Source organism: Photorhabdus sp. RM323S, from assembly GCF_042879375.1.
GTDB classification, from domain to species: Bacteria; Pseudomonadota; Gammaproteobacteria; order Enterobacterales; family Enterobacteriaceae; genus Photorhabdus; species Photorhabdus tasmaniensis.
In genome coordinates this window covers 30,685-46,268 of record NZ_JBHFKZ010000004.1, presented here as the reverse complement: position 1 = coordinate 46,268, position 15,584 = coordinate 30,685, and the positions used below count along the sequence as shown (strand labels likewise).

Annotated in this window: 10 protein-coding genes and 1 pseudogene; 6 read left to right on the top strand and 5 right to left on the bottom strand. The window is 40.5% G+C overall.

Going from position 1 to position 15,584, the window contains the following annotated elements:
* Nucleotides 1–394: 394 nt before the first annotated feature.
* The 4 genes and pseudogenes from ACGF7G_RS03110 to serS form a co-directional block, all read left to right on the top strand.
* A pseudogene (locus tag ACGF7G_RS03110) lies at nucleotides 395–2,467 on the top strand (DNA translocase FtsK); the annotation flags it as partial.
* Nucleotides 2,468–2,494: 27 nt separating this feature from the next.
* Nucleotides 2,495–3,106, top strand: a complete 612-nt coding sequence (lolA, locus tag ACGF7G_RS03105) for an outer membrane lipoprotein chaperone LolA (protein ID WP_133814528.1) — start codon at nucleotides 2,495–2,497, stop codon at nucleotides 3,104–3,106.
* Between the two features lie 8 nt (nucleotides 3,107–3,114).
* On the top strand, nucleotides 3,115–4,458 hold the full coding sequence (locus ACGF7G_RS03100; RefSeq protein WP_387463469.1) for a replication-associated recombination protein A: 1,344 nt from the start codon (nucleotides 3,115–3,117) through the stop codon (nucleotides 4,456–4,458).
* Nucleotides 4,459–4,562: 104 nt separating this feature from the next.
* Entirely contained in the window at nucleotides 4,563–5,852 is a 1,290-nt protein-coding gene (serS, locus tag ACGF7G_RS03095; RefSeq protein WP_387463468.1) for a serine--tRNA ligase, read from the top strand.
* 826 nt (nucleotides 5,853–6,678) lie between these two features.
* Here serS and ACGF7G_RS03090 read toward each other — a convergent pair.
* Nucleotides 6,679–7,479, bottom strand: a complete 801-nt coding sequence (locus ACGF7G_RS03090) for a BPSS1780 family membrane protein (RefSeq protein ID WP_387463467.1) — start codon at nucleotides 7,477–7,479, stop codon at nucleotides 6,679–6,681.
* 691 nt (nucleotides 7,480–8,170) lie between these two features.
* On the opposite strand from ACGF7G_RS03090, the gene ACGF7G_RS03085 reads away from it, so the two are divergent.
* Complete coding sequence (locus ACGF7G_RS03085; RefSeq protein ID WP_387463466.1) at nucleotides 8,171–9,067, top strand: leucine-rich repeat domain-containing protein; 897 nt, start codon at nucleotides 8,171–8,173, stop codon at nucleotides 9,065–9,067.
* A gap of 102 nt (nucleotides 9,068–9,169) precedes the next feature.
* Here the strand turns inward: ACGF7G_RS03085 and ACGF7G_RS03080 are convergent, their stop codons facing one another.
* Nucleotides 9,170–9,967 (bottom strand): BPSS1780 family membrane protein, encoded by a 798-nt coding sequence (locus ACGF7G_RS03080; RefSeq protein ID WP_387463465.1) that lies wholly within the window; start codon nucleotides 9,965–9,967, stop codon nucleotides 9,170–9,172.
* 369 nt (nucleotides 9,968–10,336) lie between these two features.
* On the opposite strand from ACGF7G_RS03080, the gene ACGF7G_RS03075 reads away from it, so the two are divergent.
* Nucleotides 10,337–10,816 (top strand): Hcp family type VI secretion system effector, encoded by a 480-nt coding sequence (locus ACGF7G_RS03075; RefSeq protein ID WP_166295830.1) that lies wholly within the window; start codon nucleotides 10,337–10,339, stop codon nucleotides 10,814–10,816.
* 502 nt (nucleotides 10,817–11,318) lie between these two features.
* Here ACGF7G_RS03075 and ACGF7G_RS03070 read toward each other — a convergent pair.
* From ACGF7G_RS03070 to pflB, 3 genes are all read right to left on the bottom strand, one after another.
* Nucleotides 11,319–12,164 carry a DUF4225 domain-containing protein gene (locus ACGF7G_RS03070; RefSeq protein WP_387463463.1) on the bottom strand — a complete coding sequence of 282 codons (846 nt, stop codon included), beginning with the start codon at nucleotides 12,162–12,164 and terminating at the stop codon, nucleotides 11,319–11,321.
* Between the two features lie 316 nt (nucleotides 12,165–12,480).
* Nucleotides 12,481–13,221 carry a pyruvate formate lyase 1-activating protein gene (gene pflA / locus ACGF7G_RS03065; protein WP_133814536.1) on the bottom strand — a complete coding sequence of 247 codons (741 nt, stop codon included), beginning with the start codon at nucleotides 13,219–13,221 and terminating at the stop codon, nucleotides 12,481–12,483.
* A gap of 74 nt (nucleotides 13,222–13,295) precedes the next feature.
* Nucleotides 13,296–15,578: a formate C-acetyltransferase gene (gene pflB, locus ACGF7G_RS03060; RefSeq protein WP_387463461.1), complete on the bottom strand. Its 2,283-nt coding sequence runs from the start codon at nucleotides 15,576–15,578 to the stop codon at nucleotides 13,296–13,298.
* Nucleotides 15,579–15,584 lie beyond the last annotated feature (6 nt).

Genomic DNA, 15,584 nt, shown 5'->3' with positions numbered 1-15,584 from the left:
GGATGAACCAGAATCAGTGAAAGCAGAAGCCGAAGAAAAACAGCAATCTGATATCCCAGTTATTAATATGGCTGATATTGATGCTGAACCTGAAATTCAGGTAAGTCTATCTGATGATGCTGTATGGTCTCAGTCATTAGCAGAAGAACATGAAAAAAATAATGACGAATCTGTTCGTTACATGTTCGAAATCCCTTCTGAATATAATTTTAAACCTGAATCTGAGCCTGTTATTAAAACGGCACCAACATTTGAACTGGCTGGCAACGGGCACAATAGCAGTGATACCTTCACTTTTACGCCTGAAACAGAGCCAAAAGATATTGCGCCAGTAGCTTCTGCAACGGTTATAGCAGGCAACTCTCAGGTTAAACGGGGGATCGGGCCAGAACTACCCCGTCCTAACCCAGTCCGTCTGCCAACCCGTCGTGAACTGTATGGCATTAAAGTCCCTTCACAGCGTCTTGCAGAACAGCAACAGCGTGAAGAAGAGGCCAGACAACAGATAGATGGCTGTGATGATACTGAGTCTGATAAACAGCAGGAAGCGTTGTTGCGCCAGCAGTTTCTTGAACAGCAGAGTGAGCGTTACCGTATCACTGCGGATATCGAAGAACAGGCGCAAACTCAGCCTCAGATAGTGCAGAATCAACCGGAACCAGAAAATCAGCTTTCAGTGGAAGAACCGGTTCAGACAGAGGTTGTTAAACAGGTGGTTGCACCACGGCAACGTGAGCATGATCAAGTGCAGGGTTACCCGCAAAAAGAGCTGGTAGAGCCGCTGTTGACGCCTTCTGTTCAATCAGTGCCGGAAAGTTTATTAGTACAGCCTACAGAAATTGCTTTTATACCAGCGCCTGTACACAATGTTGTGCAGCAACCGCAGCAACCGCAGCAACCGCAGCAACCGCAGCAACCGCAGCAAAATAGCCTATTCCATCCATTTCTGGTTCGTAATGATCAGTCATTACCAAAACCAACGACGCCAATGCCTTCGCTTGATCTGTTAGCCAGCCCTCTGGCAGAAGAGGAGCCAGTTGATATGTTTGCCCTTGAGCAAACTTCCCGTTTGATTGAAGCGCGTTTGAGTGATTATCGGGTTAAAGCTGATGTGGTTGGTTTTTCGCCAGGTCCGGTGATTACCCGATTTGAATTGGATCTGGCTCCAGGTGTTAAAGCATCACGTATTTCCAACTTATCAAGAGACTTAGCGCGTTCTTTGTCTGCGGTAGCGGTACGTATTGTTGAAGTTATTCCCGGTAAGCCCTATGTTGGTCTGGAGTTGCCGAATAGAAAACGTCAGACAGTGTATTTGCGTGAAGTATTAGATTGCGAAAAATTCCGCGATAATCCATCACCACTGACAATTGTGCTGGGTAAAGATATTGGTGGTCAGCCGGTTGTCGCTGATTTAGGCAAAATGCCTCACTTGCTGGTGGCGGGTACAACCGGTTCGGGTAAATCTGTTGGTGTCAACGCGATGATCCTCAGCATCCTCTATAAAGCAAAACCAGAGGATGTCCGCTTTATCATGATAGATCCGAAAATGCTGGAATTGTCAGTTTATGAAGGCATTCCGCATTTGTTGACTGAAGTTGTTACTGATATGAAAGATGCGGCGAATGCGCTGCGCTGGTGTGTTAGTGAAATGGAACGCCGCTATAAACTGATGTCTGCGTTGGGTGTACGTAATCTGGCCGGTTATAACGAAAAGGTTAAACAGGCGGAAGAGATGGGCCGTCCAATTCCTCATCCATTCTGGAAACCTGGCGACAGCATGGATATCACACATCCTGTGCTGAAAAAAGAGCCTTATATTGTTGTTATGGTAGATGAATTTGCTGACCTGATGATGACAGTTGGCAAAAAAGTAGAAGAATTGATTGCCCGCTTGGCGCAGAAAGCCCGGGCTGCCGGTATTCATTTAGTTCTGGCGACCCAACGTCCATCTGTCGATATTATTACTGGCCTGATTAAAGCGAATATTCCAACCCGTGTTGCCTTTACAGTTTCCAGTAAGATAGATTCTCGTACGATCCTTGATCAGGGTGGTGCTGAATCTCTTTTGGGAATGGGGGACATGCTTTATTTAGCGCCAAACTCCTCTATTCCGGTACGTGTTCACGGTGCATTTGTCCGGGATCAGGAAGTTCATGAAGTGGTTAATGACTGGAAAGCCCGTGGTCGTCCTGAGTACGTTGACAGTATCCTCAGTGGTGGCGATGATGCTGAGGGTGGTCTGGGTCTTGATAGCGGCGAGGAGTTGGATGCACTGTTCGATCAGGCAGTTGAATTTGTGATTGAAAAACGGCGGGTTTCGATTTCTGGTGTACAGCGTCAGTTCCGTATTGGTTATAACCGTGCTGCGCGGATTGTAGAGCAGATGGAAGCACAGCAGATTGTCAGTGCTCCAGGCCATAATGGCAATCGTGAAGTATTGGCACCGCCGCCACATGAGCGCGGATAATTAATACTGAGTAAAGGTATCTCTTACATGAAGAAGCTAATATTAATGGGTTGTTTGATGGCTGGCATGAGTATCAATTCCTCATGGGCAAATGCCAGCCAGGATTTGCAGGAACGTTTGGGCAAAGTAAATAGTTTTCATGCCAGCTTTACTCAGACAGTAACCAGCGATGATGGTGCAACAATTCAGGAAGGTGAAGGGCAATTGTGGGTTAAACGCCCAAACCTGTTTAACTGGCATATGACATCACCGGATGAAAGTGTTTTGGTATCGGATGGTAAAACATTGTGGTTCTATAATCCGTTTGTTGAGCAGGTAACGGCCAACTGGCTGAAAGATGCCACTGGCAACACGCCGTTTATGCTTATTACCCGTAACGATGTTAAAGACTGGTCTCAATATAAAATCAGCCAGAAAGGGAATGATTTTGAGCTGACACCGAATAATATCAATGGCAATCTGAAACGTTTTTTTATTACTGTAACGACTGATGGCACTATTCAGAAATTTTCAGCTGTTGAACAGGATGGACAAAAAAGTATCTATCAATTAAAAGGGCAGCAAAATACCCATGTAGATGCGGCAAAGTTCAGTTTTACGCTACCGAAAGGCGTTACGCTGGATGATCAGCGCCAGTGAGGTTTTAAGTGAGCAACCTGTCACTCGATTTTTCACAAAATGAATTCCAGCCACTGGCTGCGCGTATGCGGCCGGTGACATTAGAGCAATATATCGGCCAGCAGCATTTACTGGCTAAAGGAAAACCATTGCCAAGAGCTATTCGGGCGGGGCAACTGCACTCCATGATTTTATGGGGGCCGCCTGGAACGGGGAAAACAACATTAGCTGAAATTTTTGGATATTATGCGCAGGCGGATATTGAACGAATATCTGCGGTCACTTCCGGTATTAAAGAAATACGTGAGTCTATTGAAAAAGCGCGTCAAAACCGGAACGCCGGGCGTAGAACTATTTTGTTTGTTGATGAAGTTCATCGTTTTAACAAAAGCCAGCAGGATGCTTTTCTGCCACATATTGAAGATGGCACGATCACCTTTATTGGTGCTACGACAGAAAACCCCTCTTTTGAGCTAAATTCCGCATTACTCTCACGGGCGCGGGTTTATCTGCTTAAATCATTGACGATAGAAGAGATTGAACAAGTGCTTGATCAAGCCATGAAGGATAAAGAGCGTGGTTATCATGGTCAGGATATTGTTTTGCCGGAAAACACCCGTCACATGGTTGCAGAGTTGGTTTCTGGTGATGCCCGTCGTTCACTGAATCTGCTGGAAATGATGGCGGATATGGCAGAAACCAATGCTCAAGGGCAACGGGTTTTGACTCCGGAGTTATTGAACGAAGTCAGCGGAGAGCGTAGTGCCCGTTTTGATAATAAAGGCGATCGTTATTACGATTTAATTTCAGCATTACATAAATCTGTGCGTGGTTCTGCGCCTGACGCTGCGCTTTACTGGTATGCCCGGATTATTACTGCGGGTGGCGATCCGCTATATGTTGCCCGTCGTTTACTGGCTATTGCTTCGGAAGATGTCGGCAATGCAGATCCCAGGGCAATGCAGGTCGCCATTGCCGCATGGGATTGTTTTACCCGGGTTGGGCCCGCGGAAGGTGAAAGGGCAATTGCTCAGGCGATTGTTTATCTTGCCTGTGCCCCGAAAAGCAACGCTGTTTATACTGCTTTTAAAGCCGCGCTGGCTGATGCAAGGGAAAAGCCTGACTATGATGTTCCCGCACATTTACGTAATGCGCCGACAAAATTGATGAAAGAGATGGGGCTTGGTGAAGAGTATCGCTATGCTCATGATGAACCTAACGCCTACGCTGCCGGTGAAATTTATTTTCCGCCTGAAATGAGGGAAACCCGCTATTATCACCCGGCTAGCAGAGGATTAGAAGGCAAAATAGGTGATAAACTCGCCTGGCTTGCTGAACAGGATCAAAATAGCCTGATAAAACGCTATCGCTAATGTTGCTGTTGCGGTAAGGTTGACGGGTAAAAATATCTTATGGCCCATAAACTTGTGGGTCTATTCACATCATCTAACGTAATAACGACAAGCACAGGACAAGCATGCTCGATCCAAACATACTGCGTAATGAGCTAGACGCAGTCGCCGAAAAACTGGCTCGCAGGGGTTATACCCTTGACGTGGATACGCTGCGCAAACAAGAAGAGCGCCGCAAAGTTTTACAAGTTGAAACTGAAACCCTGCAAGCAGAACGTAATTCCCGATCGAAAGCTATTGGTGCGGCAAAATCCCGTGGTGAAGATATTGATCCATTACGTCAGGAAGTGAACCAGTTAGGTGAGAAATTGGATACAGCGAAATCCGAACTGGAAAAACTTCAGGCTGAAATCCGCGATTTGGTGTTAAGTATTCCTAACATGCCAGATGACTCTGCACCAATAGGTAAAGATGAGAATGATAATCTGGAAGTGAGTCGCTGGGGTGAACCACGTCAATATGATTTTGAAATCAAAGATCATGTTTCATTAGGTGAACTGGCGAATGGTCTGGATTTTGCCGCTGCTGTTAAACTGACTGGCTCGCGCTTTGTGGTGATGAAAGGGCAGATTGCCCGTCTGCATCGTGCTTTGGCACAATTTATGCTGAACCTTCATACCGAGCAGCATGGTTATCTGGAAACCTACGTTCCTTATCTGGTTAACCATGACACCTTATATGGTACAGGTCAGTTACCTAAATTTGGTGAAGATCTTTTCCATACCAAGCCTTTGGAAGAGGAAACCGCGAACCATTACGCACTGATCCCGACGGCTGAAGTGCCGGTAACCAACCTGGTTCGTGGTGAAATTCTGGATGAAAGCGAATTACCACTGAAAATGACAGCACATACACCTTGCTTCCGTTCAGAAGCGGGTTCTTATGGTCGTGATACCCGTGGCCTGATCCGCATGCACCAGTTTGATAAGGTTGAATTGGTCCAGATTGTTCATCCTGATGAATCAATGAATGCGCTTGAAGAGTTAACGAGCCATGCAGAGAAAGTATTGCAATTACTGCACCTCCCTTATCGTAAGGTCTTACTGTGTACGGGTGATATGGGCTTTGGTGCATGTAAAACTTACGATCTGGAAGTGTGGTTACCGGCGCAGAACACTTACCGTGAAATCTCTTCCTGTTCTAACATGTGGGACTTCCAGGCTCGCCGTATGCAAGCGCGTTTCCGTGGTAAAGACGATAAGAAGACTCAACTGCTTCATACCCTGAATGGTTCTGGTTTGGCTGTTGGCCGTACTTTGGTTGCTGTAATGGAAAATTATCAGCAAGCAGATGGCTGCATTGAAATTCCTGAAGTATTGCGTCCCTATATGGGCGGTTTAGAATATATCGGTTGATTATCTATTGTGTTAATAAAAAAGCGCCAATTTGGCGCTTTTTTATTGTCAATCTTAAACCATCGCCTAAGGAAATATTACCCCTGTGTAAATAAAATCACATCATAATATTGTGATCAATATCATTATTTAAGCTAAATAATCTAATCACTTAGTAGTAAGAAAATTAATTTTATTGATATTGCCGTGGCAAGGAGATATTTCAACGGAAGGACATATTTTTGGCGCGATATCTGGGTTGGTTTTCTCTTGGCAGTCAAAGAGATGGGTAATAACGGGCCATGAGTTTTATGATATTGGGGATAGTAGATTACCCCCATTTCAGATACTCATTAATATAAACAGTAAGAAAATAGACTTAGCTACCTTTATTCCAAGAATAAATTACCATTAAAAGTAGAATGACAATTTGGGATATTTAGGAATACAATATTGCGACTCTTAATCATGATCTCATTTCTGAATTAAGAGTTGTATGCCATATCATTCAACGGGATTCAATTGAACGCTGTTTCAAACAGCTCAATGAGCTTTATTTTTATGAAACAAGATTTTATATTTATGTGTTTAAAAAAAGCAAATAATATAACGTCAACGGAAAAAGGAGAGCCCAGTACCTTAATGACCAGTTCAATATCCTGCTGGAGCATAAAATAATCCAGAGAAAAGGAGATTCTCTGAATTATTTCAAAGATGTGGCGTTGTTCAAGGTATCTTAATCAAACAGCATTACCTTCTTCTAAGGAGATATTCTTTTACATTTCTATTAGTTACTCATTTAGTGAGAATGAAAATTGTTGGATTTGGTAAAGAATAGATATATCTTTTAGCTAACTAAAATGGATGATTTCTCCTTACCGATAAAAATGCTGCGGTAAGATGAATAATAGCAAGCCAAAATTAACGGCATAGAGATTAAAAGACCCAAGCCGAAAGGGATTATAGAGATTATGAGTATTATTGCCATAATAGTAAAGAATAAGAAACCGGACAGTAAATTCTTTTTCACGGCTTCTAAACTCATTGATACGGCAGCACCAAATTTAAAATTATGGAGAACGATTAATGCGGGTGCAAACCAGGTTAAAGCGGCAGTAATGATACAGAAAACGATCAGAACAAAGGAACCAAGAAGTAACGAGGACATACCGCTTTGGAGTATTTCAACAGAAGGTTCACCATATTGGCTGGCCAATGGGATATTCATCAGCGCACTACCGGCGACCATAAACATGGCGATAACGCCAAGGATCATAATACCAAATGATAAAGCACCAACGCCAAGCAGCGCGGCAAAATTTTTCTGGAATCCATTGAACAACAGCCCTAGTTCAAATTTTCCGGTAGTTCTTTGCTTCTCACACAGGGCAATAATACCGCCAAGAAATACTGGATTGAGAATTCCAGCAAATATCCCAAGGAGAGGAATAAACTGGAGAACAGACACAATAGTTAAATAGACAATGTTAAGCAGTATCCACATACCCAATTTACTTTTGACGAGACTCCACGCCTGACCAATCCATTTTATCCCATTTTCCCCATCGAGGGACTGACCACCAGCAATAAACACCTCCTGATTGTCAGATGTTGCTTGGGAATTAAAACTTAGGTTTTTATTATCCATGTATTTTTCCAATTTAATTGTTGACTTATATTAAATGGCTTTTTCTGTCTGTACCTCAAGAGCTCCAGTCTGCTGGAGAAAGCCGGCAAGTATATTATATTAATTTTATTAATCAACAAGTACTAATTAGGAGTAATAAGCAAAAAATGTTGGTGGATTTCCATGCAATTCATGGTTAAATATTTTTAATTGTATAAAAATATTCCAAAGTAACCTAAATAGCTAAGTTGTCTATGTAATATATTACTGTCTTTTATATAATCTAATCAATGCTTATATTTTAGATAATTTGAGATGGTCAAAATATTATTTGGCTGATTTTATTCAGCCATGTGAATTGTGTCGAAATTTTCAAAATAGACGTAGAATAAATTAATGACTTAATTAATCCATTAATTGAATCTTCTTTTTAATCTATTAATATATGTGAGTTCTATCAAAGAGTGCTCACTATGTTGAGTATATATGCATTGGGAGCGTTATTCTTGGCCCGATATCTCTGGCTAAAGGCATTTCAAAATATAGTAGTACAAACCGTTGATGTGCTTTGGAGAAAAGGTTGACTTCATCTCAAAAAATACATTGAAAATAATTGTAATAAAGTGTTTTTAGGAAGAAAATATTTCAATTTACAGGCTGTGTAATGGCATCTTAAAATATAATATTGGTTAAGTAAGGAAAGCAGATATTTATGTTACTACATCAACATTTAAATGAGTTTTATGAAGATTCTGACGTTGTACATTTGAATCAGGACGGATTGAAATTGAGTGCTATTGATGAGCTGATGTTATCAGGGACAAAATTAAAAACCGCAAGTTTTTATAACAATAACATTAATGTATTTCCTGATGCCATCTGTAATCACAAAAATTTGCAGGTTCTTAATATATCATGCAATAAGTTAAAAATAATTCCTGAATCGATTTGTAAACTTTCTTCATTAAGAATGCTGGATCTCGGTCAAAATGAAATAGACAACTTACCAAATGGGATAAGTGATTTAGAATCATTGCAATATTTATATGTTAGCGATAACAATATATCATTAATTCCTGAAAATTTTCATAAATTAGGAAATCTCATTTATCTTAATCTTACAGATAATTTATTTGAGCAAATTCCAGATGTACTTTTTAAAATTAACTCCTTAGTTGAATTGCGGTTATATAATAATAAAATTACCTATATAGATGAAAAAATTTCACACTTATCGAATCTTCGTGAACTTCATCTTATGAATAACAATATCAAATTGTTGCCTGATGAAATTAGTCACATAAAATCTTTAACTGTAATTGATGTATCAAACAATTCCATTTCAGAGATCCCATTAGATTTTGGAAATCTTACTTCACTTAGAGAATTGAACTTTAGGTTCAATAAACTTAATGAATTGCCTGATTCATTTGGTTCACTGAGTAAACTTACAACTTTAGATTTACGAGCTAATAATCTATCTACTTTACCTGATAGCTTTATTGATTTATATAATCTTAAAAAACTTGATCTCAGGTGGAATCGTTTTTCAGAAGTACCCTATGCCGTTTCCATACTTATGAAACGTGGCTGTTTGGTGCATATGTAATATTTAATTAAGTGTTTTTGATTACTTATTTTTATCGTTATCATATTTATTAATTTGCTGAAAATAAAAATGATTTTTTTCAGCAAATAGTAGATATGTCTTTTAGATAATTAAAGTAGATGATTTCTCCTTACCGATAAAAATGCTGCGATAAGAGGAGTAATAGCTAACCAAAAATAGTGGCATAGAGATTAAGAGGCCTAAACCTAAAGGAATTGCGGAGATCATGAAAATTAAGCCGATAGTCATGAAGAATAGGAAACCTGGTAACAAATTCTTTTTCACGGCTTCCAGGCTCATTGACATGGCAGCACCAAATTTCAAATTATGGATAATGATTAATGCTGGTGCAAACCAGGTTAAAGCGAGGCCAACGATGTAGAAGATGAATATAACAAAGGTACTGAGAAATAGCGTAGATAGGCTATGTTGGAGCATTTCGGCTGAAATGTTCCCTTGTTGGCTGGATAATAAGGTATGAATCATTGTATCACCGCCGACAATGAGTGCTGCGATTACGCCAAGGATTATAATGCCAAATGATAAAGCACCAACGCAAAGCAGTGATGTAAAATTTTTCTGAAATCCACTGAATAACAGCCCTAGCTCAAATTGTCCGGTAGTTCTCTGTTTTTCACACACCGCAATAATACCGCCAATAAATATTGGGCCCAAGACTCCAGCGAACAACCCAAGAAGAGGAATTATCTGGAGACCTATAATAATAGCCAGATAGATAATATTGAGCAGTACCCACATGCCTAATTTGTTTTTGACGAGATTCCATGCCTGACCAATCCATTTTATTCCACTTCCCCCATCAAGGGATTGACCACCAGGAATAAACACTTCTTTATTGTCAGGTATGTTGGGATTAGAACTTAGATCTTGATTATTCATGAATTTTCCAGTTTATCTGTTAGTTAGTAATAGGCTAAATAGCTTTTTCTTGTCTTCATTTGAAAAGACATCACTATTTGAGAAATCTGAGTATATATTATATTAATTTCGTTAATCGACAAGTGCTAATTATAATGAATAAGACAAAAATTCTGGTCGATTTGAATTCAATGTATTGCTGAGTGTTTCTAATTGTATTAAGTTGTAAATAATTGTAACAAAGTGTTTCAATATAATTTAATGTCTGAGTTTAATCGAAACATATCCCTTAAATCATAAATTTTAATTCTATTTGGTTTTTTTTTATGTAGAATGGAGGCTGGTGTTAATGGTAATTCATCGATATTTGAGCACTAAGTAGGAGTATATATGTCAGACTTAATTTATTTAACCTTAAAGGGCCATAAACAGGGATTAATATCGGCAGGTTGTTCGTCTATAGATTCAATTGGAAATAAAGGTCAATTGGATCATATAGACCAGATATTTGTATATAGCCTTGCGCACTCTCTAACCAGAGAGCAGAATGTTAATCATCATCCGATAACATTTAAAAAGCCTATTGATAAGTCGTCACCGCTTTTAGGGGTAGCGATTTCAGATAATGAAGTATTGGATGCCATCTTTGATGGTTATAGAGCGAATCAAGCCGGGATTCTGGAATTGTATTACACCATAAAAGTGATTGGGGCGACGATAACTGATTTAGCTATTTATCATCCTCATTCGATAACACATGCGGGTTCTCAGCCGCAAGAAACGATCTCTTTGCGATATAAGAGTATCACATGGACTCATCATATAGCAGGGACTAGTGCTTATAGTATTTGGGATGATCGCATTTATTAATCTATTTGCAGGTAAAATAGCTTTATTTTACCTGCAAAAATCATCAGTATGATCTGTATTGCAACTCATCATGCTAAATTAATATTATATTTGCTTTATGGTATCTTATCTTGTTGTTATATAAGAAATGATATTTAAATAACCTAAAGATAAATAATGACATGGTCGCAGACATTAATTTATTTCACCTGTAAAATTACCATTTGTTTTTTCTATAATGTCTGCTGTGTGCGATCATGAAGGTAATGGTACACAACCAAGATAGTACAAAAGGACTGTAAAACATGAAGTCATTATCTGATATGGACACACCCAAAAATGGAATCCGACTAGTATAGAAAACATGTATATGGAAAAGATTAGATGCTACCATAAGCAATACAGCTGAAAAGTTAATATAAACATCATAGGGGGTTAAAAGTTTTTTAAAAGCAATATATAGAGGATAAAACGCAAGTAAAGAAAAAATAATGTATAAATAATCTACCATTCTATCCTTCCTTCAATACGATCTATATTGCCCATAAACGGTATTCAGATCACCTGTGATTTCTAAAGCAATCTCTTTATAATTCATAGTTTCTATACCTTGTCGCTTCAAACCAACAAGCAGATCAGCATTTATATACCGATATAATCTTTGACTATCTGGCTCGAGTTTATAGCCAAGTAATCCATTCAGGGACATACCAACATCAACAGATGTATATATCACATCAGCATTGCTCTTATCCATCCCAAAAGCTTTTTCTCCAACCCCTTCATAGACAAATTTAACCGGTCCAGTATAGCTCTCACGATAAAGGATATAATGCCCATTTTCAATAATGTTATTAAAGCCATGAGCCATTAATAGTGCTCCTGGCGCTGCCCCAACAAGGGAATCAATAGTAATAAACCCACTAAGGAATTGTATACTTCCAGATACAAATCCAATCCATGCAATAATCAAATTGACTACTTCATCTTTTCTGCTTTTAGTATTCTCATCTGGTGATTTTTTCTTTACAATGATAGCTTGCCTTACTCTCTTTTGAGAAAGCATTGCATCCTGTTTTTCTAACGATTGCATCTCTTCATCTAACGACGCTATTGCCTCAGAGATCGAAAGCTCCCCGGTATTTATCTTTGCGGTGATATCTTCAGAATAAGCAATAACTTCATGAATAAAATGGTCTTTAGCCAGGCTCCATTTCATATATTTGTTGGCAACTCTGTCCATGAGCACCATCAACTCATTTTGTTTATCCATCTGAATTTTCAGAAGTTTCCTTTCTTCATTGGTACTATTATCAAAGTACCCTCTGGCCCAAGGATTTCTTTCGTAGAATTCATCTAAAGTATCCAAAACAAACCACCTGTTTCTTTGAAGCTTAACTTAATATAGCGCGATATAATAAAAATACACAATGTAAATTGTAAGTCAATATTTATTTTTGTTTTTAAGGGTGTTTTTTTAAGAGCGTTTTAGACGCAGGAGAGTTAGCGTGGAAATATAAATACCAGTTCTTCGATTATTTCCTGAATGCATCTCTGTCTTTCGGAGAGATTATGCCTGAATTGATAGATGTTTCCTTTTTTATTTTAATCTTGAGAACCGGACTAATCCGATTTTCAGCTTTACTGTACTTCATATTTCATTTCAGGAGTGGAGGTTAAGAAATTCAATACACAACCTTATGCCCATACCTTTCCAAAATACCTTTAACTCTGTCCATTGTCTCTTTTGCAGGAGGTTTAACACCTTCCAGCTTATATTCCTCACCCATAGTAATCCATTTATGTTTACCCAGTTCGTGATAAGGCAGAAGCTCAATTTTCTCAATATTTTTCATATCCCTGGTAAATTCACCCAGCATATGAGCGGATTCATCATCATCAGACCAGCCTGGGACGACAACGTAACGAATCCAGGTTTTTTGATTACGTTTAGCCAGATAGCGGGCAAACTCCAAAGTGCGGTGATTTGAAACACCTACCAGCTTTTGGTGGATTTCATCATTAATCTGTTTCAAATCAAGCATAACAAGATCAGTTGCGTCCATCAGTTCATCAATAACCGGATCATAGCGGCGGACAAATCCATTGGTATCAAGACAGGTTTGAATACTTTCGGCACGACAGGCTTTAAACCAGTCACGTACAAATTCAGCTTGAAGAATGGCTTCACCACCTGATGCGGTAACGCCGCCGCCTGATGCGTTCATAAAATGACGATAGGTTGTGGCCTCTTTCATCAATTCTTCGACAGTGACTTCTTTACCACCGTGGGTGTCCCATGTGTCGCGGTTATGGCAATAGAGGCAGCGCATCAGACAGCCCTGAAAAAAGACGATAAACCGGATACCTGGGCCATCAACGGTACCGCAGGATTCGGAAGAGTGGATACGGCCAAGTACGGACATAACAGGATTGCTCCAAAACTGACGGGATAAATAGATAAAGGCCCCAAAATTCAGGGCCTTTTAGCAACACATTATTACATAGATTGTGTGAAAGTACGGGTGATCACATCCCGTTGCTGTTCTTTTGTCAATGAGTTGAAACGCACGGCATAACCGGATACCCGAATGGTTAACTGAGGATATTTTTCAGGGTTTTCCATTGCATCCAGCAACATGTCTCGGTTCATCACGTTGACGTTCAGATGTTGACCACCTTCAACTGCTGCTTCGTGGTGGAAGTAGCCATCCATCAGACCTGCCAGGTTAGTTTTACGTGCCTCATCATCTTTACCTAACGCATTCGGTACGATAGAGAAAGTATAAGAGATACCATCTTTCGCATAGGCGAATGGCAGTTTAGCAACAGATGTCAGAGAAGCGACAGCCCCTTTCTGGTCACGCCCATGCATTGGGTTGGCACCTGGTCCAAATGGCGCGCCAGCGCGACGTCCATCAGGCGTGTTACCGGTTTTTTTGCCATATACTACGTTAGAAGTGATGGTCAGAACCGATTGAGTAGGCACTGCGTTACGGTAAGTCTTCAGCTTCTGGATTTTCTTCATGAAGCGTTTAACCAGATCACAGGCGATATCATCAACCCGTGAATCATTGTTACCGAATTGTGGGTATTCACCTTCAATGTTGAAATCAATAGCTAAACCGTCTTCGTCGCGGATTGGCGAAACTTTGGCATATTTGATTGCAGATAGTGAATCAGCAGCGACAGATAGGCCGGCAATACCACATGCCATAGTACGGTAAACATCACGGTCATGCAGCGCCATCAGTGCGGCTTCGTAGCTGTATTTATCATGCATATAGTGGATGATATTCAGTGCCGTAACATACTGTTTTGCCAGCCAATCCATAAAATGATCCAGACGGGCCATCACGTTGTCGTAATCAAGGACTTCATCTTGCATTGGCTCTTCTTTCGGGCCAACCTGCATTTTCAGCTTTTCATCCACGCCACCGTTAATGGCGTACAGCATGGTTTTCGCCAGGTTTGCGCGGGCACCAAAAAATTGCATCTGTTTACCCACAATCATCGGGCTGACACAACAGGCGATAGCGTAATCATCGTTATTGAAATCAGGACGCATCAGATCATCGTTCTCATACTGTAAAGATGAGGTGTCGATGGAAACTTTTGCTGCGAACTTTTTGAAACTTACCGGCAATTTTTCAGACCACAGAATAGTCATGTTGGGTTCGGGCGATGGGCCCATGGTGTATAAAGTGTTCAGGAAACGGAAACTGTTTTTGGTCACCAGAGTACGACCATCCACTCCCATACCAGCCAGAGATTCTGTTGCCCAGATAGGATCACCGGAGAACAGTTCATCATATTCAGGTGTACGCAGGAAACGAACCATCCGCAGTTTCATGACCAGATGGTCGATCAATTCCTGCGCTTCGATTTCTGTCAGTTTACCGGCTTTCAGGTCCCGCTCAATGTAGATATCCAGAAAGCTGGATACGCGTCCGAAGGACATTGCAGCACCATTTTGAGATTTGACTGCGGCCAAATAAGCGAAGTAAGTCCACTGTACCGCTTCTTTAGCGTTAGTTGCGGGACCCGAAATATCATAGCCGTATTTAGCGGCCATCTCTTTAATGTGATTCAGAGCACGATGCTGTTCGGCAATCTCTTCCCGTAACTGAATGGTTATCGCCAGATCTTCACCGTTTTCCAGTTTTTCCTGCAACGAATTGAATTGGGCGAGTTTATCATCACGTAGATAGTCGATACCGTATACCGCAACCCGGCGATAGTCACCAATGATACGACCACGGCCATAGGCATCAGGCAGACCCGTCAGGATCCCGGATTTCCGGCATTTTAAAATATCTGGTGTGTAAACATCGAACACACCCTGATTATGCGTCTTACGATATTCAGTGAAAATCTGTTTTAATTTAGGATCAAGTTCACGGCCATAAACTTTACATGAACCTTCTACCATTTTGATGCCGCCAAATGGGATCAGGGCGCGTTTTAGCGGGGCTTCAGTTTGCAGGCCGACGATGGTTTCCAAATCTTTTTCGATGTAACCCGCATCATGAGAGGTAATAGTAGCAGCAACATCAGTATCAAAATCAACCGGCGCGTGAGTACGGTTTTCGATTTTTATACCTTCCATGACTTTTTCCCACAGGGCATCAGTTGCTTTGGTTGAACCTGCCAGGAAAGATTCATCACCCTCATATGGTGTATAGTTTTTTTGGATGAAGTCACGAACATTAACCTCGTTCTGCCAATCACCCTGATTAAAACCTTGCCATGCTACAGAGAATTTTCCATTTAATTCAGTCATGATACT